At 58.1% G+C, this 23,317-nt stretch carries 21 protein-coding genes; 5 read left to right on the top strand and 16 right to left on the bottom strand.

The genetic code is table 11. The features are described from left to right. Positions 1-9: 9 nt before the first annotated feature. From folP to rlmE, 3 genes are all read right to left on the bottom strand, one after another. A complete protein-coding gene (gene folP / locus AB4O01_RS24420; RefSeq protein ID WP_093435757.1) occupies positions 10-861 on the bottom strand; it encodes a dihydropteroate synthase in 852 nt (283 codons plus the stop codon). A gap of 8 nt (positions 862-869) precedes the next feature. Then, on the bottom strand, positions 870-2,777 hold the full coding sequence (gene ftsH, locus AB4O01_RS24415; RefSeq protein WP_016986501.1) for an ATP-dependent zinc metalloprotease FtsH: 1,908 nt from the start codon (positions 2,775-2,777) through the stop codon (positions 870-872). 202 nt (positions 2,778-2,979) lie between these two features. Beyond that, positions 2,980-3,609, bottom strand: a complete 630-nt coding sequence (rlmE, locus tag AB4O01_RS24410; RefSeq protein ID WP_007915237.1) for a 23S rRNA (uridine(2552)-2'-O)-methyltransferase RlmE — start codon at positions 3,607-3,609, stop codon at positions 2,980-2,982. 101 nt (positions 3,610-3,710) lie between these two features. Here rlmE and AB4O01_RS24405 point away from each other — a divergent pair, with 101 nt between their 5' ends. Then, entirely contained in the window at positions 3,711-4,019 is a 309-nt protein-coding gene (locus AB4O01_RS24405; RefSeq protein WP_003221534.1) for a YhbY family RNA-binding protein, read from the top strand. 9 nt (positions 4,020-4,028) lie between these two features. Here the strand turns inward: AB4O01_RS24405 and AB4O01_RS24400 are convergent, their stop codons facing one another. From AB4O01_RS24400 to grpE, 8 genes are all read right to left on the bottom strand, one after another. Continuing rightward, the gene (locus AB4O01_RS24400) at positions 4,029-4,433 is read right to left on the bottom strand and encodes an MFS transporter (RefSeq protein ID WP_093435749.1); all 405 of its coding nucleotides are present in this window, start codon (positions 4,431-4,433) and stop codon (positions 4,029-4,031) included. 28 nt (positions 4,434-4,461) lie between these two features. Continuing rightward, positions 4,462-4,938: a transcription elongation factor GreA gene (gene greA, locus AB4O01_RS24395; RefSeq protein ID WP_003221530.1), complete on the bottom strand. Its 477-nt coding sequence runs from the start codon at positions 4,936-4,938 to the stop codon at positions 4,462-4,464. Further along, a complete protein-coding gene (gene carB, locus AB4O01_RS24390) occupies positions 4,935-8,156 on the bottom strand; it encodes a carbamoyl-phosphate synthase large subunit (RefSeq protein ID WP_007915231.1) in 3,222 nt (1,073 codons plus the stop codon). The genes greA and carB overlap by 4 nt, the downstream gene beginning before the upstream one ends. 125 nt (positions 8,157-8,281) lie before the next feature. Continuing rightward, entirely contained in the window at positions 8,282-9,418 is a 1,137-nt protein-coding gene (gene carA / locus AB4O01_RS24385; protein ID WP_007915228.1) for a glutamine-hydrolyzing carbamoyl-phosphate synthase small subunit, read from the bottom strand. A 257-nt stretch (positions 9,419-9,675) separates the two neighbouring features. Further along, the gene (gene dapB / locus AB4O01_RS24380; RefSeq protein ID WP_194933442.1) at positions 9,676-10,482 is read right to left on the bottom strand and encodes a 4-hydroxy-tetrahydrodipicolinate reductase; all 807 of its coding nucleotides are present in this window, start codon (positions 10,480-10,482) and stop codon (positions 9,676-9,678) included. Positions 10,483-10,491: 9 nt separating this feature from the next. After that, positions 10,492-11,616, bottom strand: a complete 1,125-nt coding sequence (gene dnaJ / locus AB4O01_RS24375; protein WP_016986506.1) for a molecular chaperone DnaJ — start codon at positions 11,614-11,616, stop codon at positions 10,492-10,494. A 297-nt stretch (positions 11,617-11,913) separates the two neighbouring features. Further along, positions 11,914-13,830 carry a molecular chaperone DnaK gene (gene dnaK, locus AB4O01_RS24370; RefSeq protein ID WP_007915221.1) on the bottom strand — a complete coding sequence of 639 codons (1,917 nt, stop codon included), beginning with the start codon at positions 13,828-13,830 and terminating at the stop codon, positions 11,914-11,916. Positions 13,831-13,931: 101 nt separating this feature from the next. Next, positions 13,932-14,498: a nucleotide exchange factor GrpE gene (grpE, locus tag AB4O01_RS24365; RefSeq protein WP_007915219.1), complete on the bottom strand. Its 567-nt coding sequence runs from the start codon at positions 14,496-14,498 to the stop codon at positions 13,932-13,934. A 240-nt stretch (positions 14,499-14,738) separates the two neighbouring features. Between grpE and recN the strand changes: the two genes are divergently transcribed. After that, a complete protein-coding gene (recN, locus tag AB4O01_RS24360; protein WP_007915217.1) occupies positions 14,739-16,412 on the top strand; it encodes a DNA repair protein RecN in 1,674 nt (557 codons plus the stop codon). 75 nt (positions 16,413-16,487) lie between these two features. On the opposite strand, the gene fur is transcribed toward recN, so the two are convergent. Beyond that, complete coding sequence (gene fur / locus AB4O01_RS24355; protein ID WP_003221515.1) at positions 16,488-16,892, bottom strand: ferric iron uptake transcriptional regulator; 405 nt, start codon at positions 16,890-16,892, stop codon at positions 16,488-16,490. 97 nt (positions 16,893-16,989) lie between these two features. Between fur and AB4O01_RS24350 the strand changes: the two genes are divergently transcribed. Continuing rightward, positions 16,990-17,517 (top strand): outer membrane protein assembly factor BamE, encoded by a 528-nt coding sequence (locus AB4O01_RS24350; protein ID WP_093435741.1) that lies wholly within the window; start codon positions 16,990-16,992, stop codon positions 17,515-17,517. A 61-nt stretch (positions 17,518-17,578) separates the two neighbouring features. On the opposite strand, the gene AB4O01_RS24345 is transcribed toward AB4O01_RS24350, so the two are convergent. The 3 genes from AB4O01_RS24345 to AB4O01_RS24335 are packed head-to-tail and all read right to left on the bottom strand — an operon-like array spanning position 17,579 to position 19,731. Continuing rightward, positions 17,579-17,893: an RnfH family protein gene (locus tag AB4O01_RS24345; RefSeq protein ID WP_095049704.1), complete on the bottom strand. Its 315-nt coding sequence runs from the start codon at positions 17,891-17,893 to the stop codon at positions 17,579-17,581. Next, positions 17,886-18,320: a type II toxin-antitoxin system RatA family toxin gene (locus tag AB4O01_RS24340; protein ID WP_016986510.1), complete on the bottom strand. Its 435-nt coding sequence runs from the start codon at positions 18,318-18,320 to the stop codon at positions 17,886-17,888. The genes AB4O01_RS24345 and AB4O01_RS24340 overlap by 8 nt, the downstream gene beginning before the upstream one ends. Positions 18,321-18,327: 7 nt before the next feature. Then, positions 18,328-19,731, bottom strand: coding sequence for a sodium-dependent transporter (locus AB4O01_RS24335; protein WP_093435729.1), 1,404 nt, complete (start codon positions 19,729-19,731; stop codon positions 18,328-18,330). A 119-nt stretch (positions 19,732-19,850) separates the two neighbouring features. On the opposite strand from AB4O01_RS24335, the gene smpB reads away from it, so the two are divergent. Then, complete coding sequence (smpB, locus tag AB4O01_RS24330; protein ID WP_007915208.1) at positions 19,851-20,333, top strand: SsrA-binding protein SmpB; 483 nt, start codon at positions 19,851-19,853, stop codon at positions 20,331-20,333. Positions 20,334-20,451: 118 nt separating this feature from the next. Here smpB and AB4O01_RS24325 read toward each other — a convergent pair whose 3' ends face one another. Continuing rightward, positions 20,452-21,219, bottom strand: coding sequence for an FCD domain-containing protein (locus tag AB4O01_RS24325; RefSeq protein WP_007915207.1), 768 nt, complete (start codon positions 21,217-21,219; stop codon positions 20,452-20,454). 262 nt (positions 21,220-21,481) lie between these two features. On the opposite strand from AB4O01_RS24325, the gene AB4O01_RS24320 reads away from it, so the two are divergent. Then, on the top strand, positions 21,482-23,176 hold the full coding sequence (locus AB4O01_RS24320; RefSeq protein ID WP_460089855.1) for a lactate permease LctP family transporter: 1,695 nt from the start codon (positions 21,482-21,484) through the stop codon (positions 23,174-23,176). Positions 23,177-23,317 lie beyond the last annotated feature (141 nt).

Raw genomic sequence — 23,317 nt, 5'->3', positions numbered from 1 at the left:
CCATCATTCTTATTCGGCTGATTCCACGGCCGCGATCATGCGCACCACGTCTACCGTTTCCGCTACATCATGGACGCGCAATATACGCGCCCCCTTCACCGATGCCAGCGCCGCCAGTGCCAGACCACCATGCAGCCGCTCGCCGACAGGACGATTCAAGGCCTGCCCGATCATGCTTTTTCGGGAAACACCGACAAGCAGTGGCCGGCCCAACGCATGGAGGGCTTCCATGTGCTTGAACAAGCTTAGGTTGTGCTGCAGGGTTTTGGCGAAACCGAAACCCGGGTCAAGAATGATCCGCCCCTCAGGAATACCGGCCGCCGCACACTGCGCCATGCGCTCGGCTAGAAAATCACCGACTTCGCGCGTGACATCCTGATACTGCGGATTGTCCTGCATGTCTCCAGGCTCACCGAGCATATGCATGAGACACACCGGCAAACCCGTAGCCGCCGCCGCATCCAGCGCGCCATCGCGCCGCAGTGACCGCACATCGTTGATCAACCCGGCACCCAATCGTGCGGTTTCGCGCATAACGGCTGGCGTAGAAGTGTCCACCGAAATGATCACATCCAACTCGCGATTGATCAGCTCGACGATCGGCGCCACACGCTCAAGCTCTTCGAGCGGTGACACTGCGCGCGCGCCTGGGCGAGTGGACTCGCCACCGACATCAATCAGCGTCGCACCCGCTGCAACCATAGCCTCGGCGTGGCGCAAAGCCGCATCGAGCTGGCTGTATTGGCCGCCGTCGGAGAAAGAATCAGGGGTGACATTGAGAATACCCATGACATGCGTCTGGGCCAAATCAAGAACCCGGTTGCCGCAAGGCAACCGGGTCAGGGACTGTACAGAAGTCATTTCAAACCTTAAACGTCAGCAGCCGGACCGCCAATCGGTGTTTCCGGACGCTCGTCACGAACCACCGGAGGTGGTGGTGTACCAGTGCCCCCCGACCAATCACGTGGCTCGCGTGGTGTACGTCCCGCCATGATGTCGTCGATCTGTTCAGCATCGATCGTTTCATACTTCATCAACGCATCAGCCATCGCATCAAGCTTGTCACGGTTGTCCGTGAGAATCTGTTTGGCCGTGCCGTAGCACTGATCAATGATGCTGCGCACTTCGGAGTCGATCAGCTTGGCTGTCTCACCGGAGAAGCTGGCAGCTTGACCGCCACCGCCGCGACCGAGGAACACTTCACCCTCTTCTTCGGCGTACATCAACGGACCGAGTTTTTCCGACAGGCCCCACTTGGTGACCATGTTCCGCGCAATCTGACTAGCACGCATAATGTCGTTGGAAGCGCCGGTGGTCACACCGTCGAAACCGAGGGTCATTTCCTCAGCGATACGGCCACCGTACAGCGAGCAGATCTGGCTGATCAGCGCACGCTTGGACAGACTGTAACGATCTTCTTCCGGCAGGAACATGGTCACACCCAGCGCACGACCGCGCGGAATGATCGATACCTTGTAGACCGGATCATGCTCAGGCACGACGCGACCGACAATGGCGTGGCCAGCTTCGTGATAAGCGGTGTTCTGTTTCTCTTTCTCGGACATGACCATGGATTTGCGCTCGGCGCCCATCATGATCTTGTCTTTGGCCAGTTCGAACTCTTTCATTTCGACGATGCGCTTGCCGCTACGTGCAGCGAACAAAGACGCTTCGTTGACCAGGTTGGCCAGGTCAGCACCGGAGAACCCCGGAGTACCACGCGCGATAACGGCCGGAGCGACGTCGTCACCCATTGGCACTTTGCGCATGTGTACTTTGAGGATTTGCTCACGACCACGGATATCTGGCAGACCAACGACAACCTGACGGTCGAAACGGCCCGGACGCAGCAGCGCAGGGTCGAGGACGTCTGGGCGGTTGGTTGCAGCGATAACAATGATGCCATCGTTCATTTCGAAGCCGTCCATCTCAACCAGCAACTGGTTGAGGGTCTGCTCACGCTCATCGTGACCGCCACCCATGCCGGCGCCACGATGGCGACCGACGGCGTCGATTTCGTCGATGAAGATGATGCAAGGAGCGTGCTTCTTGGCCTGCTCGAACATGTCGCGAACACGGCTGGCACCGACACCGACGAACATCTCGACGAAGTCAGAACCGGAAATGGTGAAGAACGGAACCTTGGCTTCGCCGGCAATCGCCTTGGCCAGCAAGGTTTTACCGGTACCCGGAGGACCGACCATCAGCACACCGCGAGGAATACGACCGCCCAGGCGCTGGAACTTGCCCGGGTCACGGAGGAATTCAACCAGCTCGCCGACTTCTTCCTTGGCTTCGTCGCAACCGGCAACGTCAGCCAGAGTGGTTTTCACCTGATCTTCGGAGAGCAGGCGCGCCTTGCTCTTGCCGAAGCTCATCGGTCCGCCCTTGCCGCCGGCACCGCCCTGCATCTGGCGCATGAAGAACATGAACACCGCGATGATCACCAGGATCGGGAAGCTGGCTACCAGCAATTGAGTCCAGATGCTTTGCTGCTCAGGCTGCTTGCCTTCAACCACAACGTGGTTGTCGACCAGGTCGCCGATCAGGCCATTGTCCTGGATTGCCGGACGAATGGTCTTGAAGCTATCGCCATCATTGCGCTTGCCGGTAATCACATAACCATCAACGGCTACGCGCTCGACCTTGCCATCCTTGACCTGCTGGATGAAGTCGGAATAGTTGAGGGTCTGCGGCTCGTTAGGGCTGGAGAAGTTGTTCATCACCGTCACCAGGACAGCCGCGATGATCAACCACAGGATCAGATTCTTTGCCATATCGTTCAATTAACTACCCTCTGAAGCAAGCTCCGCTACTGGCGCGCGCTTCGCATGATATTCACCGGCCTAACTTACTACATTACCTACAACTCTGGCAGGCGCCGTCTGTAACCCTTTGTGAAACACTTTCTACACAATATTCGCTTATGCACGCGGAGCGAAATACGAAAAACCTATCACCCCACCAAAAAACCTCGTTTTACTCGCTACGACCGCGGTAACCCCAAGCCAGCATGTATTGCTCACGTGAGCTGCCACGAGAGGAGTCTGGTTTGATCATCTGGATCTTGTCGAACTTTTTGCGAGCGTCCTTCAGGTAAACATCAAACCCTTCGCCCTGAAAAATCTTGATCACAAAATTTCCACCCGGCTTGAGGATCCGTTCCGCCAGATCAAGCGCCAACTCGCAAAGGAACATGGCTTTCGGCATATCCACTTCAGGCGTACCACTCATATTGGGGGCCATATCGGAAATCACAAGGTCCACCTGCGAATTACCCACGGCTTCGAGAATCCGCCCGAGCACTTCGTCCTCGGTGAAATCGCCCTGAATGAAAGTCACGTCCGGAATGCTGTCCATTTCCAGGATGTCCGAGGCGATCAGACGCCCCTGACCACCGATCAGCCGGCTAGTCACCTGCGACCAGCCACCGGGCGCCGCACCCAGGTCGACAACGCTCATACCGGGACGAATCAGCTTGTATTTCTCCTGGATCTCCAGAAGTTTGTAGCTCGCACGCGAGCGGTAGCCATCCTTCTGTGCTTGCTTCACATAGGGATCGTTGACATGTCGTTTCAGCCAACCAAGGCTTGTCTTGGAACGCGCCATTGGGCACCTCGATGATTAGGGTCGTGATTAATTGGGCGGATCCACGAGCCCTCGGGTAAAATGGCCGCCATTTTACAGAATCCAGACGAAAGGGTCAGATTATGCCGCTCACTCCAGAGCAGAAGAAACAGTACAAATCCATTGGCCACCACCTGAAACCGGTTTTGACGGTGGCTGACAACGGTTTGACTGAAGGTGTTTTAGCCGAACTTGAACGCGCTTTGGCGGACCACGAGCTGATCAAGATCAAGCTCAACATCCTCGATCGCGAGTCGCGCCTGGCGCATATCGCAGAACTGTGCAAGGTCGGCAAAGCGGACCTGGTACAGGTCATCGGCAAGATGGCACTGGTTTACCGCAAGAACTTCAGCGTCAACAAGCAGCTGTCGAACGTTCATCGCTTCAAGTGATGACAAAGGTCAAGGGTGTGCTTCGCGCACCCTGCCACTCCATCCTGGCACCGGCTGCATCACCAGCACCAGCCCGGAAAAACCCAGAACCAGATAACTGAAGACCTGCCAGCGCTGCGCATCCGGCCAGCCGACACGCACTGCGACAAACATCGCACACGCATACAACGCCATCAGCAGCACCTGACCGCGAAAATCTCGCCATAGACTGACAAGGCCCTCGGCCTGTACCAGCACCAAAGCCTGAAAAATAACGCATACGGCGGCAAAACCTACCACCAGCACTTCAAATGCACTGGCCACCTCATCGATCAGCAGCGGTGCCAGGCCAATCTTGCCCAACGCCGGCTGCAAACCGAGATGAATCAGCCATAGACCGCCAACCCAAAGCATCTGGGTCAGCTGCCAAAGCATGGCGCCCGCATGCAGCGGGCGCCCTTTTTCAGATGTGACGGACTTCGACAATCTCGTACTCGATCACGCCGCTTGGCGTTTTCACGGCGACCACATCGCCCTCTTCCTTGCCAATCAAGGCACGGGCCAAAGGCGAGCCGACCGAAATCTTGCCAAGTTTGAAGTCAGCCTCATCCTCACCCACGATGTGGTAAGTGACGCTTTCGTCAGTCTCGACATTGGCGATTTCGACGGTGGTACCGAAAATCACTTTGCCGGTGTGCGGGATGGTCGTGACATCGATGATGACCTGATTCTGAATCCGGCCTTCGATATCACGAATCCGCGCCTCGACCATGCCTTGCTGTTCGCGGGCAGCATGGTATTCAGCGTTTTCCTTCAAGTCACCCAACTCGCGAGCCGTACCAATGTCCTGGCTGAGCTTCGGACGGACGACCTTGGTCAGGTGAGCGTGTTCTTCTTCCAGGGCTTTGGCGCCCTGGACGGTCATTGGGTATTTGATCATGCCTTCAATCCTGCGTGTAGATCCTGCAAGCGGCGCACGGTTTTTTCAGGACCGAACTTCAGCGCTTCACAGATAGCTTCGCCAGCAGCAATAGTGGTTGTGCAGTAAATCTTGTGCTGCAAGGCATTACGACGAATGGAGTACGAATCAGCGATCGACTGACGACCTTCAGTGGTGTTGATGATCAGGGTGACTTCGTCATTCTTGATCATGTCGACCACGTGCGGACGACCCTCGGTCACCTTGTTCACACGGCGCACTTTCAGACCTGCGGCTTCGATCAGCTTGGCAGTGCCGGCAGTGGCTACCACTTCGAAGCCCAAGTTGATCAGATCGCGGGCCACGCCTGCAACCAGTGGCTTGTCGTCGTCACGCACGCTGATGAATGCTGTACCGCCAGTCGGCAGCACTTCGCTGGCGCCCATCTGGGCTTTGGCGAATGCTTCACCGAAGGTGTCGCCGACGCCCATCACTTCACCGGTCGACTTCATCTCTGGGCCGAGAATCGGGTCAACGCCAGGGAACTTGGCGAACGGGAACACCGCCTCTTTCACGCTATAGAAGTTCGGGATGATTTCTTTGGTGAAGCCGATTTCTTTCAGGGTCTTACCGGCCATCACGCGGGCAGCGATCATGGCCAGGGAGACACCGATGCACTTCGACACGAACGGTACGGTACGGGAAGCGCGCGGGTTGACTTCGATGACGTAGATGTCTTCGCCTTGCAGCGCCAACTGCACGTTCATCAGGCCGACAACGCCCAGTTCCAGAGCCATTTTCTTGACCTGTTCGCGCATCTCGTCCTGGATGTGCGCCGGCAGCGAGTACGGCGGCAGCGAGCACGCGGAGTCACCGGAGTGAACGCCAGCCTGTTCGATGTGCTGCATGATCGCGCCGATCACCACGTCTTTGCCGTCACAGACCGCATCCACGTCCATTTCGATGGCGCAGTTGAGGAAGTGGTCGAGCAGCACAGGGCTGTCGTTGGACACTTGCACCGCGTCACGCAGGTAACGCTTGAGCTCGTCTTCCTTGTAAACGATTTCCATCGCACGGCCGCCCAGTACATAGGACGGGCGCACCACCAGCGGATAACCGATCTTCGCGGCAGCACGAACAGCTTCGTCTTCGCTGCGCACGGTGGCGTTTGGCGGCTGACGCAGATTCAGGCGCTCAACCATTTGCTGGAAACGCTCACGGTCTTCGGCACGGTCGATGGCGTCCGGGCTGGTGCCGATGATCGGCACGCCAGCGGCTTCCAGGGCACGAGCCAGTTTCAGCGGAGTCTGGCCGCCGTACTGGACGATCACGCCTTTCGGCTTCTCGACGCGGCAGATTTCCAGCACGTCTTCCAGAGTTACCGGTTCGAAGTACAGACGGTCGGAAGTGTCGTAGTCGGTGGAAACGGTTTCCGGGTTGCAGTTGACCATGATGGTTTCGTAGCCGTCTTCGCGCAGGGCGAGAGCAGCGTGAACGCAGCAGTAGTCGAACTCGATGCCCTGGCCGATACGGTTCGGACCACCGCCCAGAATCATGATCTTGTCGCGACCCGACGGCGCAGCTTCACACTCTTCCTCGTAGGTGGAGTAGAGGTAAGCGGTGTCAGTGGCGAACTCGGCGGCGCAGGTGTCAACGCGCTTGTAGACCGGGAACACTTCCAGCTTCTGGCGATGAGTGCGCAGGTTCTTCTCGGTCACGCCCAACAGTTTGGCCAGACGCTGATCGGAGAAGCCTTTGCGCTTGAGCTTGAACATCAGGTCGCGGTCGATAGCGGACAGACCGAGGGTCTTGACCTTCTCTTCTTCCTTGATCAGATCTTCGATCTGCACCAGGAACCACGGGTCGATCATGTTCATGCCGAAGATGTCTTCGACCGACAGGCCAGCGCGGAAAGCATCTGCCACGTACCAGATACGCTCGGCGCCCGGCACGGTCAGTTCGCGCTTGAGCACGCTCATGCTTTCCGGGTTGCTCAGGTCGAGCTTCTCGTCCAGACCGCAAACGCCGACTTCCAGACCGCGCAGGGCTTTCTGCAGGGATTCCTGGAAGGTACGGCCGATGGCCATGACTTCACCGACCGACTTCATTTGCGTGGTCAGGCGTGCGTCAGCCTTGGCGAACTTCTCGAAGGCGAAGCGTGGCAGCTTGGTGACGACGTAGTCGATCGACGGCTCGAAGGACGCCGGGGTCTTGCCGCCGGTGATGTCGTTCGACAGTTCGTCGAGGGTGTAACCCACAGCCAGTTTGGCCGCGACTTTGGCGATCGGGAAACCGGTGGCTTTCGAAGCCAGTGCCGAGGAACGCGATACACGCGGGTTCATTTCGATCACGACCATACGGCCGGTGTTCGGGCAGATACCGAATTGAACGTTGGAACCGCCAGTCTCGACGCCGATCTCACGCAGTACCGCCAGCGAGGCGTTACGCAGGATCTGGTATTCCTTGTCGGTCAGGGTTTGCGCAGGAGCTACGGTGATCGAGTCACCGGTGTGCACGCCCATCGGGTCGAAGTTTTCGATCGAGCAGACGATGATGCAGTTGTCCTTTTTGTCGCGGACAACTTCCATTTCATATTCTTTCCAGCCGATCAGCGATTCGTCGATCAGCAGCTCTTTGGTCGGCGACAGGTCCAGACCACGGGCGCAGATTTCTTCGAACTCTTCACGGTTGTACGCGATACCGCCACCGGTGCCGCCCATGGTGAAGGACGGACGGATGATGCACGGGAAGCCCAGGGTTTCGAGAACCGCGTTGGCTTCTTCCATGCTGTGGGCGATACCGGAACGCGGGCACGCCAGGCCGATGGATTTCATCGCCTTGTCGAAACGCGAACGGTCTTCAGCCTTGTCGATGGTGTCAGCGTTGGCGCCGATCATTTCTACGCCGAACTTCTCCAGAACGCCTTCGCGCTCCAGATCCAGGGCGCAGTTCAGAGCAGTCTGGCCGCCCATGGTTGGCAGCACCGCGTCCGGACGCTCTTTTTCGATGATCTTGGCAACGGTCTGCCACTTGATCGGCTCGATGTAGGTCGCGTCGGCCATGTCCGGGTCGGTCATGATGGTGGCCGGGTTGGAGTTCACCAGGATGACGCGGTAACCCTCTTCGCGCAGGGCTTTACAGGCCTGGGCGCCGGAGTAGTCGAATTCGCAGGCCTGGCCGATAACGATCGGGCCAGCGCCGAGAATCAGGATGCTTTTAATGTCTGTACGTTTTGGCATGGGTTTGTCACTCAAATCCGCAGGTCAGTCGGCAAGCCGTCTTGATCGATTTCTGAAGTCTCAAGGGGGCCACCGGTGTCGGGGCCGCCCTCGAGGGCTTCTCTCTACAGTCTCAAGGCGAACGCTTAGCGTCGCTTGGCCATCTCGTTGATGAAGCGGTCGAACAGTGGCGCGACGTCGTTCGGGCCCGGGCTCGCTTCAGGGTGACCCTGGAAGCTGAACGCGCTCTTGTCGGTGCGCTCGATGCCTTGCAGGGTGCCGTCGAACAGCGATTTGTGGATCGCACGCACGTTGGCTGGCAGGGTTTCTTCGTCTACCGCGAAACCGTGGTTCTGGCTGGTGATCATCACGACGCCAGTGTCCAGATCCTGCACGGGATGGTTAGCACCGTGGTGGCCGTGGCCCATTTTCAGGGTCTTGGCGCCGGAGGCCAGTGCCAGCAGTTGGTGACCGAGGCAGATACCGAATACCGGAATTTCGGTTTCCAGGACTTCCTTGATCGCCTTGATCGCGTAGTCGCAAGGCTCCGGATCACCAGGGCCGTTGGACAGGAACACGCCGTCCGGCTTCAGTGCCAGCACATCAGCGGCTGGAGTCTGGGCAGGCACCACGGTGACGCGGCAGCCGCGCTCGACCAGCATGCGCAGGATGTTGACCTTGACGCCGTAGTCGTAGGCAACCACGTGGTAAGGCAGCTCGGAAGCGTCGATGGTCGCGTGGCTGTCGGTTTTCAGATCCCAGACAGTCGAGCGCCACTCGTATTGAGTCTTGGTGCTGACGACTTTCGCCAGATCCATGCCCTTCAGGCCCGGGAAACCTTGCGCAGCGGCGATGGCCGCTTCTTCGGAGATGTTGTCGCCGGCCATGATGCAGCCGTTCTGTGCGCCTTTTTCACGCAGGATGCGGGTCAGGCGACGGGTGTCGATACCGGCGATTGCCACAACGTTGTTGGCTTTCAGGTAATCGGACAGGGACATCGTGTTACGCCAGTTGCTCGCTACCAGCGGCAGGTCGCGAATAACCAGGCCAGCGGACCAGACGCGGTCGGACTCGGCATCTTCCGGCGTGGTGCCGGTGTTGCCGATGTGCGGGTAAGTCAGGGTAACGATCTGTTGGGCGTAGGAAGGATCGGTAAGGATTTCCTGATAGCCGGTCATTGCGGTGTTGAACACCACCTCACCAACGGTTTGACCGTCGGCACCAATGGCTTCGCCGCGAAAAATGCTGCCATCAGCAAGGGCAAGTATGGCTGGCTTAGTCAAGAAGACCTCCCGTAAATAACGCATGAAAGGGCGATCGCAGGTTGTAAAAAAGCGGAGTGACGTATGGACACGTCACCCCGCTTCTTCACTGAATTATTCTGCGCGCTTTTAGTGGACACACTAAAGCTGTAGCTTACAGAAAAAGGCTTTTTTGGTCCACCGCTAAAGAGCCGAAAAGGCCGGAGAATGCGACAGGTCGTCGCCAAGCGGAGAAAAACCAGCGCAAACAGGGCGTTTGCGCCGGGTTCAGCAGTGTATCAACGCAGGTCGAGCACGTCTTGCATGTCGTACAGACCCGGCTCGCGACCATCCAGCCACAGCGCCGCACGCACCGCGCCCTTGGCGAACGTCATACGGCTAGACGCCTTGTGCGTGATCTCCAGGCGCTCACCTTCGCAGGCGAACAACACGGTGTGATCACCGACCACATCACCACCACGCACAGTGGCAAAACCGATGGTTTCACGCTCACGAGCGCCGGTATGACCCTCACGACCGTACACCGCGACTTTCTGTAAATCACGATCAAGCGCACTGGCAATCACTTCACCCATGCGCAACGCCGTACCCGACGGCGCATCGATCTTGTGCCGGTGATGGGCTTCGATGATTTCGATATCCGCATCATCACCCAGCACGCGCGCCGCCATGTCGAGCAGCTTCAGCGACAGATTGACACCGACACTGAAGTTGGCCGCGAACACGATCGGAATATCTTTGCCCGCGTCGGCCAGCACCTGCTTCTGCGCCGCATCCAGCCCGGTGGTGCCAATGACCATGGCCTTGCCGGCCTTGCGGCAGAACGCGAGGTTTTTCAGCATCACTTCCGGCAGCGTGAAGTCGATCAACACATCGAACTCTTCAGCCACGGCTTCGATATGCCCGGACAGCGGCACACCGATACGCCCCAGCGAGGCCAGCTCCCCCGCATCGACGCCGATCAACGTGCTGCCCGGACGAACCACGGCAGCGGTCAACCCGGTCAGCGGCGCGCGCTGCTGCACGGCCTCGACCAGAATCTTGCCCATGCGCCCAGCAGCGCCCATCACAGCTATACGTCGCATGCCGACTCCTTACAGATCGCCGAAGAAGCGCTTCACGCCGTCGAACCAACCGGTGGTTTTCGGCGAGTGGCTATTGTCGTCGGCCAGCGAGCTGCGGAATTCTTCCAGCAGTTCGCGCTGACGACGGTTCAGATTGACCGGCGTTTCGACCGCAACGCGGCACATCAGATCGCCTGCACCGCCGCCACGCACCGGCGCCACGCCTTTGCCGCGTACACGGAACTGCTTGCCGGTCTGAGTGCCTTCAGGGATTTTCAGTTTGACGCGACCGTCGAGGGTCGGGATTTCCAGTTCGCCGCCCAGTGCTGCGTCGACGAAGCTGATCGGCACTTCGCAGAACAGATGCTTGCCATCGCGCTGGAAGATGTCGTGCTCGCGGACATTGATAACCACATACAGGTCGCCCGTCGGGCCGCCCTGCGTACCCGCTTCGCCTTCGCCGGACAGACGAATGCGGTCACCGGTATCGACGCCGGCCGGCACTTTGACCGACAGGGTTTTGTACTCTTCAACGCGACCGTCACCGTGACAGGAGTCGCACGGATCGGAAATGATCTTGCCCTGCCCATGGCAACGCGGGCAGGTTTGCTGCACCGAGAAGAAGCCCTGCTGCATGCGCACCTGACCGATGCCACCGCAGGTCGGGCAGGTCGATGGCGACGAGCCTTTCTTGGCGCCGGAACCATCGCACGGCTTGCAGTTGACCAGTGTCGGAACGCGGATATTCACCGACGTGCCGCGCACCGCCTCTTCCAGATTCAGCTCCAGGGTGTAGCGCAAGTCGCTGCCACGCTGAGCGCCGCCACGGGAACCGCCGCGACCGCCCCCGAAGAAATCACTGAAAACATCACCAAAGATGTCCGAGAAGTTCTGACCGCCAAAACCGGCGCCACCGCCACCCATGCTCGGGTCGACGCCGGCATGGCCGTACTGATCGTACGCCGCACGCTTGCTCGAGTCGGACAGCACTTCATAGGCCTCGTTGGCCTCTTTGAACATTTCTTCCGACGCTTTGTCATCGGGATTACGGTCCGGGTGGTGCTTCATCGCCAGACGACGGTAAGCCTTCTTGAGGTCCGCATCGCTTGAGCCGCGCTCAACACCCAACACTTCGTAATAGTCACGCTTTGCCATAAGTCTTCTGCACTCTTGAGGACGTTCGGCAAACCCCTCCTGAGGATGGCCAAACTCGTTGAGCCCCAATACAGGCCCGGACCCAACTCACGTCAATTCAACGATCCTGGTCTTTGTTTCTTGCGGTACTTGCGGCGCGAAAAGCAGGAGCATTCCCGGCCATACCGCCAACATCCGAACCTTGTCGCATGCTGTAAAAATTCGCGTATTCCAGATACGCCAACGCGGGAGCTAGCTCCCGCGCGGCGACATCCTACCAGTCACTGCCTAAAGGCAGTCAACCGGCCGACCAACAACTTACTTGTGGTCTTTGACTTCTTCGAACTCTGCATCGACAACGTCGTCAGCCTTCTCAGCCGATTCGCCTTGCGGGGCTGCGCCATCAGCTGGCTGAGCCTGTTCGGCGTACATCTTCTGAGCAACCGGAGCGGAGACTTTCGACAGCTCTTCAACCTTGGCTTCGATGGCAGCCTTGTCGTCGCCTTTGACAGCGGCTTCCAGAGCAACCACAGCAGCTTCGATCGCAGTCTTCTCTTCGGCGGTGACTTTGTCGCCCGCATCAGCAATCATTTTGCGCGTCGAGTGAACCAGTGCGTCACCCTGGTTGCGGGCAGCGGCCAGCTCTTCGAACTTGCGGTCTTCCTCAGCGTTGGCTTCGGCGTCACGCACCATGCGCTCGATTTCTTCGTCGGACAGACCGGAGTTGGCCTTGATCACGATCGACTGGGTCTTGCCGGTGGCCTTGTCTTTCGCACCAACGTGCAGGATGCCGTTAGCGTCGATGTCGAAGGTCACTTCGATCTGCGGCACGCCACGTGGAGCTGGTGGAATGTCGGCCAGGTCGAACTTGCCCAGGGACTTGTTCTGAGTGGCTTGCTTACGCTCGCCCTGCAGAACGTGAATGGTCACAGCGCCCTGGTTGTCGTCAGCAGTCGAGAACACTTGCGATTTCTTGGTAGGAATCGTGGTGTTTTTCTCGATCAGCGCGGTCATCACGCCACCCATGGTTTCGATACCCAGGGTCAGCGGGCTGACGTCGAGCAGCAGAACGTCTTTCACGTCACCAGCCAGAACAGCGCCCTGAATCGCAGCACCCATGGCAACAGCTTCGTCCGGGTTAACGTCTTTACGAGCTTCTTTACCGAAGAAATCGGTAACCAGCTTCTGTACCAGCGGCATACGGGTCTGACCACCGACCAGAATCACGTCGTTGATCGCGCCAACGTCCAGACCGGCGTCTTTCATGGCGATGCGGCAAGGTTCGATGGTGCGCTGAACCAGGTCTTCAACCAGTGCTTCGAGCTTGGCACGCGAGATCTTCACGTTCAGGTGCTTAGGACCGGTCGCGTCTGCAGTGATGTACGGCAGGTTGACGTCGGTCGACTGAGCGGACGACAGCTCGATCTTGGCTTTCTCAGCGGCTTCTTTCAGGCGCTGCATGGCCAGCGGGTCACCTTTGAGGTTCATGCCGCTTTCTTTCTTGAATTCGTCAACGAGGTAGTCGATCAGACGAATGTCAAAGTCTTCACCACCGAGGAACGTGTCACCGTTGGTGGCCAGAACTTCGAACTGGTGCTCGCCATCAACTTCAGCGATCTCGATCACGGAAACGTCGAAGGTACCGCCACCCAGGTCATAAACGATCACGGTGTGATCGCCCTTGGCCTTGTCCATACCGTAAGCCAGAGCGGCTGCGGTCGGTTCGTTGATGATACGTTTTACGTCCAGACCGGCGATGCGGCCGGCGTCTTTGGTCGCCTGACGCTGGCTGTCGTTGAAGTAGGCCGGAACGGTGATCACCGCTTCGGTCACGGTCTCGCCGAGGTAGTCTTCGGCGGTCTTCTTCATCTTTTTCAAAATTTCAGCCGAGATTTGTGGCGGTGCCATTTTCTGGCCGTTCACTTCAACCCAGGCGTCGTTGTTGTCAGCCTTGACGATCTTGTAAGGAACCATCTGGATGTCTTTCTGCACAACTTCTTCGTCGAAACGACGACCGATCAGACGCTTTACTGCGTACAGGGTGTTGTGCGGGTTGGTCACAGCCTGACGCTTGGCCGACTGACCTACCAGAATTTCGCCATCGTTGGCGTAAGCGATGATCGACGGCGTGGTACGCGCGCCTTCAGCGTTTTCAATAACTTTTGCTTTGCCGTTTTCCAGCACGGAGACGCAGGAGTTGGTGGTCCCCAGGTCGATACCGATAATTTTGCCCATGTTAACTCTCCCGAAACTTTGGATTTTTTGCCGCAGCAGTGGTGGCTGACTGCGGTAATACTTAAACGCTTGACTTCTAAATGGGGGCCTTGCGGCTAATTTCAAGCCTTCTCGTCAATCGAAGGCGAAATTGGCGCAGGCGCCTTGCTGACCACAACCATGGCCGGACGCAGCAGGCGACCGTTGAGCTGGTAGCCCTTCTGGAACACCTTCAGAACGCTGTTCGGTTCTACGTCGGCGCTTTCTTGCATGGCCATCGCCTGATGCTGAACGGCGTTGAACGGTTCGCCGTGCGGATCGATCGCTTCCAGCTGATAACGCTTGAGGGTGTCATGGAACATTTTCAGCGTCAGCTCGATGCCTTCGCGCATCGGACGAATGCTTTCGTCGTCCGGGTTCGACAGCTCGAGGCCGCGCTCCAGGCTGTCGACGATCGGCAACAGGTCGCCAGCGAATTTTTCCAGGGCAAACTTGTGCGCCTTCTCGACATCCTGCTCGGCACGGCGACGGACGTTCTGCAGATCGGCAGCAACACGCAGAGATTGATCCTGCGCGGCGGCCAATTGCTCTTCGAGCACTTGTACACGGGTCGCCAGGTCATCACCCGAACCTTCGGGCGCCTGATTGGCTTCTGGGTTTTGCGTATCTACTGTCTGTTCGTCAGCCATAGAATTCTCCTTTCAATTTCGTCCGCGAGCCTGACTCGCGCTTCTGCCCCGATATATGGGGCCGCAAAATCAGGCTTCAAGGGCCTTCAAACATTAACCCTACAAAAAAGTGTCGAATCTTCATTCCTCAATGCGCTAAGCAGATTTTCGGTTCAAGCAAATCGACCTAAGGGAGGGCATTGTCAGGGCGAAACAAAACACTGTATAAATAACCAGACCTTTAGCTTGGGAGCGGCCTTTATGCTGGTGCACCTGTCCGTACATAACTACGCCATCGTTGAACATCTCGATCTCGAACTTGATCGCGGGATGAGCGTGATCACGGGTGAAACCGGCGCCGGCAAGTCGATCATGCTCGACGCGCTGGGCCTGACCCTCGGCGATCGTGCCGACAGCGGCGTGGTGCGCCCCGGCGCCGACAAGGCCGACATCCTCGCGACCTTCGATCTGGCGGACATCCCTGAAGCCAGCGCATGGCTGGCCGAGCGTGACCTGGAGACCGACGGCCCGTGCATTCTGCGCCGGGTGATTACCTCGGAAGGTCGTTCACGCGGCTACATCAACGGCACACCCTGCCCGCTCGGCGACCTCAAGTCATTGGGCGAGTTGTTGATCGATATCCACAGCCAGCATGAACACCAGTCCCTGCTGAAAACCGATACTCACCGCCGCCTGCTGGACGAGTACGCCGGCGCTACCGACCTGGCCCGCCAGGTTCAGCTCGCCGCCCAGCGCTGGCGCCAGACTCGCCAGGAGCTGGAGCGCCTCTCCAATTCCGGCGACGAACAACGCGCCCGCCATCAATTGCTGAGCTATCAACTTGAAGAGCTGGAAAACCTCGGCCTCGGTGATAACGAGCTGGAGCAACTTGAGCAGGAACACAAAAACCTGACCAACGCCGAAACCTTGCTGGGCATTTGTCGGCAAGTGGTCGAACAATGCAGCGAAAGCGATTCCGGCAATGTATTGAATGCACTGACCGCCAGCCTTAATCGCCTGTCGAGCGTGAACAATTCCGTTGGCGCACTGGGCGAAGCAAGCAGTTTGCTCACCAGCGCACAGATTCAGGTCGAAGAAGCCGTTGGCGAACTCAATCGCTTCCTCGATAACTTCGATGCCGATCCGGCGCGCCTGCAATATCTGGAAGAACGTCTCGACGCTATTTATACCCTGGCGCGCAAACACCGGATTCAACCCACCGAAGTCGGCGAAATGCAGCAGAAACTGCTGGATGAGATCGAAACCCTCAACGCCAATGACGAATCCATTGAGCGCCTGGGTGAAGAATTGGCCTCCTACGCCCGCCACTATCAGGAGAAAGCCCGAGAACTGAGCGATTTGCGTCATCAGGCCGCCGGCAGTCTCGCCAGTGCTGTTGAGCAGGAAATTCAGCGACTGGGCATGCCGGGGGGTCGCTTCACCATCGAATTGAAGGCCAACAGCAGCGACGAGTTATTGCCCAACGGGCTGGAACAGGTCGAATTGCTGGTCAGCGCCAACCCGGGCCAGCCGCTGAAGGCGCTGGCGAAAGTCGCTTCCGGCGGTGAGCTGTCACGGATCAGCCTGGCGATTCAGGTCATCACCGCACAGACATCCCGTGTTCCGACGCTGGTATTCGACGAAGTGGACGTCGGCATCGGTGGCCCGACCGCAGAAATTGTCGGCCAACTGTTGCGCCGTCTCGGCGATCGCGGCCAGGTACTGACTGTCACGCACTTGCCGCAAGTGGCCGCGCAAGGCCATCAGCATCTGTTCGTGCACAAGGTGCGCGGTGAAGAGGCAACGCACACTGCCGTTTCCAAACTGAGCAAGAATGACCGTATAGAAGAAGTGGCACGAATGCTCGGCGGCATCGATCTGACCAAGGAATCCCTGGCCCACGCGAAAAAAATGGTGGTCACTGCCAAGGTTTAGCAATGACAGAAAGCACGAAGGCGACCCTTGGGTCGCCTTCGTTCGTTTCGCGAATGTGAAATTCGCGCGACATGCTTACTTTTTCTTGCGCACGTACAGCACCAGATTGTGATCTACCAGATCAACACCGTGCTCCTCGGCAATTGCCTTCTGGAGCTTTTCGATTTCCGGGCTGACGAATTCGACGACTTCACCGGTTTCCACGTTGACCATATGGTCGTGGTGGCCACCGTCGGCCAATTCGAATACCGCATGGCCGCCGTCGAAGTTGTGACGGACCACGAGGCCAGCCGCTTCGAACTGGGTCAGAACACGGTAAACCGTGGCCAGACCGACGTCCTCACCAGCCTCCATCAACGCCTTGTAGACGTCCTCGGCACTCATGTGACGCTGCTCTGTAGAGTCGAGCATTTGCAGGATCTTGACCCGTGGCAGGGTCACTTTGAGGCCGGCTTTGCGTAGTTCGCTATTTTCAACCATGGTCAGCTTTCTCGCGATGCTGCTTCGCAGCTTCTCTTAATGCGGGTATGATCGGCGTTTACGTTGTCCCAGCCAAGATAGTGGAAGTCGCCCACCGATGCAAAACACCAAGCTCTTGCTAACCAGTTTCACCTTTGTGGGACTGCTCGCACTCGCCGGTTGTTCATTCCCCGGGGTTTACAAAATCGACATCCAGCAGGGCAATGTCGTCACGCAGGACATGATAGACCAGTTACGCCCGGGAATGACCCGGCCGCAAGTACGGTTTATCATGGGTAACCCTCTGCTTGTCGACACGTTCCATGCCGATCGCTGGGATTATCTGTACAGCCTGCAACCGGGTGGCGGTGAACGCCAACAGGAACGCATCAGCGTTATTTTCAACTCAAACGACCAGCTTGTCAGCCTGTCCGGTGACTTTATGCCGGGCGTAAGCCGTGATGAAGCCATTCTCGGCAAGGACAATGGCACGACCGTGACCGCTCCTGCTGAAAACGCCGAGAAGCCAAAACCGGAAAAACCGGTCAAGCCAGGTTCCTTGCTGGATCAGATCCAGAAGGACGTCGATGGTGTGGAAACCGTTCCGGTTCCAACACCAGAGCCGCTGGACACCTCGCCGCAATAATTTGAGACGCAATAAAAAACCCGGAAATTCCGGGTTTTTTATTGCCTGCGATTTGGCTTTTTTACGCGTTTCGCGCTTTGGCCTCGGCAGCCTTGGCCGCTCGCAAGCGTCGAACCTCTTTCGGATCGGCAAGTAATGGGCGATAAATCTCGATGCGCTCCCCTGCCTGAATAACCCGCGAGTCCGGGTCAGCAACCACTTTGCCAAAGATGCCCAGCGGGCACTCCGCCAGATTCAACTCGGGAAACTCGCTAGCGATACCCGACGCAAGCACCGCAGCCCGCACCGTCGCACCTTCATTGACACTGAACGAGCGCAATACCTGACGATCCACCGCCGCGTATACCACCTCTATCTCGATCACCGGCTCAACCATGCATCTGCTTGGCGCGCTGGCAGAACGCGTCCACTAGCGTATTCGCAGCCTGATTGAACAGCGGCCCCAGCGTCGCGCGTACCAGCGGTCCGGCGTAATCGAACGACAGATCCAGACTGATCTTGCAGGCCTTCTCGTTCAACACCTTGAACACCCACACACCGTGCAACTGATTGAACGGGCCTTCTTCCAGGTTCATTTCAATCGACTGCCCCGGCACCAGCGTATTACGCGTCACGAAATGCTGACTGAGGCCGCCCTTGGCCACGCCAACACTGGCGCGCATATGCTCCGGCGAGCTTTCCAGCACTTCCGCCGAGGAGCACCACGGCAGAAATTCCGGGTAGCGCGCCACGTCGTTGACCAGGTCATAGAGAAATTGCGCCGGGTACGGCAGCAACGCCGATCGTTGAATATGTGTCGTCATGTGAGCGTTACTTCCAGAGCTGAGCGGCAAACACTACAAGAATGCCGATGGGCGCCACGTAGCGCATCAAGAACAAAGACAGGGCGAACAGTAGCGGATTGCGGATCGACAACTCGTCGCGTACCGCTTCACGCCCCATCACCCATCCGGCAAACAGCACGAAACACAAGCCACCGAGCGGCAGCATGATCCGTGAGGTGAAGAAATCGATCACACCAAAGAAGTCCAGACCGCTCTGCGCACCCCATTGGTAGAGATGGAACATCCCGCCTTCGTTCACGAAAAATTTGGCTTCCTTCCAGATATTGAAGGAGAACACCGTGCCCAGACCGACGAACCAGCAAGTGAAGGCAAGCCAGAAAGTCACCCACGCGCGGCTGACTTTGGTGCGCTCAACCAAGTAGGCAACCATCGGTTCCAGAAGGGAGATCGCCGAGCTCCAGGCAGCGATCGCCACCAGCACAAAGAACACCACGCCCATCAACTGCCCGAACGCCACATTACCAAAGGCAAATGGCAGACTGACGAACATCAGCCCCGGTCCTTCGCTAGGGTTCAGGCCTCCGGCAAATACAATCGGGAACAAGGCCAGACCGGCGATCAGCGAAACAAAGGTATCGAGCAGCGCCACACCGACAACGGTGCCCGACAACGATGAGCTCTTCGGCATATAAGCACCGTAGATCATGATCGAACCGACACCGACGCTCAGCGAGAAGAACGCGTGCCCCATGGCCGGCAACAAGCCGTCGAGGACTTTTTCCGGGTGGAAGTCGAACATGAAATGCACGCCCTCCATGAAATGCCCGGTGGTCATGCTGTAACCCAGCAACACCAGAATCATCACGAACAGCAGCGGCATCATGATGCGCAGGCTGCGCTCAAGCCCGGCGACCACGCCCTTGGCGATGACGAAGGCCGACAGCAGCATGAAAATCGTATGCCAAAGTGTCAGACGCCATGGATTGGAGATGACATTGCCGAAATAAGCGCCGACCTGATCGGCTGTGGCGCCCTGGAAGTCGCCGCGACCCATATCGACAATGTAGTCCAGCGACCAGCCGCCGACCACACTATAGAAAGACAGGATCAACAACGCTGTGATCATCCCGGCAAATGCGCCCCACGACCATTTGCCCGAGTGCCCGGCTTCCAGCGCCAGCACCTTCAAGGCGTTCGCCGGACTCTGGCGGGCGCGCCGGCCGATCAGGGTTTCAGCGAGCATGACCGGGATGCCGATCAGCGCGATGCACGCCAGAAACATCAGCACAAAGGCGCCGCCGCCGTAGACCCCGACCATGTAGGGGAACTTCCAGATACTACCCAGTCCCACGGCCGAACCGGTCGCGGCGAGTATGAATACCCAGCGGCTAGCCCAACTGCCGTGGACAGAAACCTTGTCTGTCGACATCGTTTATCACGCCCAAGCGTTAGAAAAAGAGGCCGCATTGTCCGGGATTCACTCAACCTGCTCAAGCACGCAGCATCACCGTAGCCGACGGCGGTTTATCTCCATATAATGCCGCCCCTATGGCTAAACAGAAGAAACACCCAACAGGGACCATCGCGCAGAATAAAAAGGCGCGACACGATTACTTCATCGAGCACAAGTTCGAGGCTGGTCTGGTCCTGGCCGGCTGGGAAGTAAAAAGTCTGCGGGCAAGCAAGCTACAGCTGGTCGACAGCTATGTCCTGCTCAAGGATGGCGAAGCATGGTTGCTCGGCAGCCACATCACGCCTCTGATGACCGCAAGCACCCACGTCATCGCTGACCCGGTGCGCACACGCAAATTGCTGCTCAACCGCCGCGAGCTGGAAAAGCTCGCCGCCGCCGTGCAGCAAAAGGGTTACGCCTGCGTCTGCCTGTCCTGGTACTGGAGCAAGCACATGGTCAAGTGCGAAATTGCTCTGGGCAAGGGCAAGAAGGAATACGACAAGCGCGATACCGAGCGCGAGCGCGACGCCGGTCGCGAACTGCAGCGTGCCGTGCGCAACAAGGGCAAGGAAGATTAATTTCTTCTGCCTTTAAAGCGTATTCGCGAGCAAGCTCGCTCCCACCTTGGAATGCATTTCAATGTGGGAGCGAGCTTGCTCGCGGAAGCTATTGCAGCATCAACACAAAAACAACTGATCACATCCCCTTGCGCCGCTCTGCCCGGGCCATGCGCTGAACCTCTTGCCGCACCTCTTCCAGCACTTCCTGCACATACAAGATATGTCGGCTGGAGACTTCTCGCGCCTGCTCCGCGCGACCTTCAATAATCGCCAGATACAATTCCCGATGCTGGGTAATCAGCATGTCGCGAGTTTCCGTGCGCTGCTTGTACATGCCGCCGATGTTGGTGACGACGTTACGCTTGAGCAGATCGAACAGCCCGCGAATGGTGTGCAACAGCACGGCGTTATGGCTGGCCTCGGCAATCGCCAGGTGGAATTTCGCATCCGCCGCGCCCTCCTCCGCCCGACTGACTTCATCGTGCCGCGAATAGCAGTCCTGCAGCTCTTCAAACGCGGCGGTCAGTCGCTCACGATCGACATCGGTGGCGCGCAATGCGGCGTAATAGGCGCACGATGCCTCCAAAGTATGCCGAAACTCCAATAGATCGCGCTGTGCTTCAGGATTGCTTTCGAGCAACTGCAGCAGCGGATCACTGAACGTCGAGCCGAGGCTTTCCACGACATAGTTGCCGCCGCCCTGACGACTGACCAGCAGACCTTTGGCCGCCAGTTTCTGAATCGCTTCGCGCAGCGACGGCCGTGATACGCCAAATTGTTCTGCCAGCGTGCGCTCCGCTGGCAGCCGCTCACCGGACTTCAGCGTGCCCTCGAGGATCATCCCCTCAAGTCGCTCGACAATATCGTCAGACAAACGGCGCTGCCGAATCTGATCAAACCCCATAACTCATTTCTCCACGATCCCGACCGCTCGCCGGGCTCTCTATTCTCGCCTATCGGCGCCTTGCCGACACCTACCAGACGCCACTTGCGCAAACCAGATCAGATGCGATCTGCACCGCTTGTTCGACAAAAGTTTTAGAGCGGCAAATTGACACACCGACACCAAGGCTTTTACCCTAGCCAACAGCGATTGTAAATTGGTCTTACCAATTATCCAAGAACGCTGACAGTGCCTGACCAACAACAATTAGGGGCCACCCCATATGCAAACCTGGCAACAGCTCTACAGCCCGCTCGGCAGTCTCGGCGTGTCCGCACTCGCGGCCGTCATTCCCATCGTGTTCTTTTTCCTCGCATTGGCGGTGTTCCGTCTCAAGGGCCACGTGGCCGGGAGCATCACCCTCGCCCTGTCGATTGCCGTAGCGATCTTCGCGTTCCACATGCCGGTCGACATGGCCTTCGCCGCTGCCGGATATGGCTTCGCCTACGGTCTGTGGCCGATTGCCTGGATCATTGTCGCGGCGGTGTTCCTTTACAAACTGACGGTCAAAAGTGGTCAGTTCGAGGTCATTCGCAGCTCGGTGTTATCGATTACTGACGACCAGCGCCTGCAAGTGCTGCTGATCGGTTTCTGCTTCGGAGCGTTCCTGGAAGGTGCCGCCGGTTTCGGCGCACCCGTGGCGATTACTGCCGCGTTGCTGGTCGGACTGGGCTTCAATCCCCTGTACGCCGCCGGCCTGTGCCTGATCGCCAACACCGCACCGGTAGCGTTCGGTGCACTGGGGATCCCGATCATCGTCGCCGGCCAAGTCACCGGTATCGACGCGTTCAAGATCGGCGCCATGACCGGTCGCCAACTGCCGTTGCTGTCGCTGTTCGTGCCGTTCTGGCTGGTGTTCATGATGGACGGTCTGCGCGGCGTACGTGAAACCTGGCCGGCAGCGTTGGTTGCAGGCCTGAGCTTCGCCATCACCCAATACTTCACCTCGAACTTCATTGGGCCAGAATTGCCGGACATCACCTCGGCGCTGGCCAGCCTGATATCGCTGACCCTGTTCCTGAAAATCTGGCAGCCCAAACGCACCGCAGGCGCGCAAATCGCCGGCGCCACGTCGAGCGCAGCGATCACCGCCAGCGTCGGCGGTTTCGGCCAGAAGCGCACCACCGTGGCGTCGCCTTACAGCCTCGGGGAAATTTTCAAAGCCTGGTCGCCGTTCCTGATCCTAACCGTACTGGTGACCATCTGGACGCTGAAGCCTTTCAAAGCGATGTTCGCCGCTGGCGGTTCGATGTACAGCTGGGTGTTCAACTTCGCGATTCCGCACCTTGATCAACTGGTGATCAAAACCGCACCGATCGTGGCCACCCCTACCGCCATTCCAGCAGTGTTCAAACTCGACCCGATTTCCGCGACCGGCACGGCGATTTTCTTCTCCGCGCTGATCTCGATGCTGGTCTTGAAGATCAATTTCAGAACTGGTCTTACCACTTTGAAAGAGACCTTCTACGAACTGCGCTGGCCCATCCTGTCGATCGGCATGGTGCTGGCGTTCGCTTTCGTCACCAACTACTCCGGCATGTCTTCGACCATGGCGCTGGTGCTGGCCGGTACGGGCGCCGCGTTCCCGTTCTTCTCACCGTTCCTCGGCTGGCTGGGCGTATTCCTCACCGGTTCGGATACTTCATCCAACGCCCTGTTCAGCTCGCTGCAAGCGACCACCGCTCACCAGATAGGCGTCAACGACACCTTGTTGGTGGCGGCGAACACCAGCGGCGGCGTGACCGGAAAAATGATCTCGCCACAATCGATCGCCGTGGCCTGCGCCGCGACCGGTCTGGTGGGCAAGGAGTCGGATCTGTTCCGCTTCACCCTCAAGCACAGCCTATTCTTTGCAACGATTGTCGGTTTGATCACCCTGGCTCAGGCCTACTGGTTCACCGGCATGCTGGTCCACTAAACCTACACGCGAAACAGAAATAACCGACGCCGATCCGTGATTTCGGCGTCAGCAATTCACAACCCGGTCTGTAAGGCTGCTGAAAGCAACGCTCTTTATATTCAGCAGCCGCCACAGACGGATAACCGGGCCCACCCGGAG

The organism is Pseudomonas sp. S2_E02, assembly GCF_054668355.1.
Note: the sequence above shows the minus strand (reverse complement) of the source record. Positions and strands in the feature narration are given on the sequence as shown.

Excerpts from the sequence above, each read along its gene's own strand:
- rlmE (WP_007915237.1), bottom strand. The coding sequence starts at position 3,609 with ATGGCGCGTTCCAAGACAAGCCTTGGTTGGCTGAAACGACATGTCAAC.
- greA (WP_003221530.1), bottom strand. The coding sequence starts at position 4,938 with ATGATCAAATACCCAATGACCGTCCAGGGCGCCAAAGCCCTGGAAGAA.
- fur (WP_003221515.1), bottom strand. The coding sequence starts at position 16,892 with ATGGTTGAAAATAGCGAACTACGCAAAGCCGGCCTCAAAGTGACCCTG.
- smpB (WP_007915208.1), top strand. The coding sequence starts at position 19,851 with ATGGCTAAACAGAAGAAACACCCAACAGGGACCATCGCGCAGAATAAA.
- grpE (WP_007915219.1), bottom strand. The coding sequence starts at position 14,498 with ATGGCTGACGAACAGACAGTAGATACGCAAAACCCAGAAGCCAATCAG.
- recN (WP_007915217.1), top strand. The coding sequence starts at position 14,739 with ATGCTGGTGCACCTGTCCGTACATAACTACGCCATCGTTGAACATCTC.
- AB4O01_RS24320 (WP_460089855.1), top strand. The coding sequence starts at position 21,482 with ATGCAAACCTGGCAACAGCTCTACAGCCCGCTCGGCAGTCTCGGCGTG.
- carB (WP_007915231.1), bottom strand. The coding sequence starts at position 8,156 with ATGCCAAAACGTACAGACATTAAAAGCATCCTGATTCTCGGCGCTGGC.
- dnaK (WP_007915221.1), bottom strand. The coding sequence starts at position 13,830 with ATGGGCAAAATTATCGGTATCGACCTGGGGACCACCAACTCCTGCGTC.
- AB4O01_RS24400 (WP_093435749.1), bottom strand. The coding sequence starts at position 4,433 with ATGCTTTGGCAGCTGACCCAGATGCTTTGGGTTGGCGGTCTATGGCTG.
- ftsH (WP_016986501.1), bottom strand. The coding sequence starts at position 2,777 with ATGGCAAAGAATCTGATCCTGTGGTTGATCATCGCGGCTGTCCTGGTG.
- folP (WP_093435757.1), bottom strand. The coding sequence starts at position 861 with ATGACTTCTGTACAGTCCCTGACCCGGTTGCCTTGCGGCAACCGGGTT.
- AB4O01_RS24345 (WP_095049704.1), bottom strand. The coding sequence starts at position 17,893 with ATGGTTGAGCCGGTGATCGAGATAGAGGTGGTATACGCGGCGGTGGAT.
- AB4O01_RS24335 (WP_093435729.1), bottom strand. The coding sequence starts at position 19,731 with ATGTCGACAGACAAGGTTTCTGTCCACGGCAGTTGGGCTAGCCGCTGG.
- dnaJ (WP_016986506.1), bottom strand. The coding sequence starts at position 11,616 with ATGGCAAAGCGTGACTATTACGAAGTGTTGGGTGTTGAGCGCGGCTCA.
- AB4O01_RS24340 (WP_016986510.1), bottom strand. The coding sequence starts at position 18,320 with ATGACGACACATATTCAACGATCGGCGTTGCTGCCGTACCCGGCGCAA.
- AB4O01_RS24325 (WP_007915207.1), bottom strand. The coding sequence starts at position 21,219 with ATGGGGTTTGATCAGATTCGGCAGCGCCGTTTGTCTGACGATATTGTC.
- AB4O01_RS24405 (WP_003221534.1), top strand. The coding sequence starts at position 3,711 with ATGCCGCTCACTCCAGAGCAGAAGAAACAGTACAAATCCATTGGCCAC.
- dapB (WP_194933442.1), bottom strand. The coding sequence starts at position 10,482 with ATGCGACGTATAGCTGTGATGGGCGCTGCTGGGCGCATGGGCAAGATT.
- AB4O01_RS24350 (WP_093435741.1), top strand. The coding sequence starts at position 16,990 with ATGCAAAACACCAAGCTCTTGCTAACCAGTTTCACCTTTGTGGGACTG.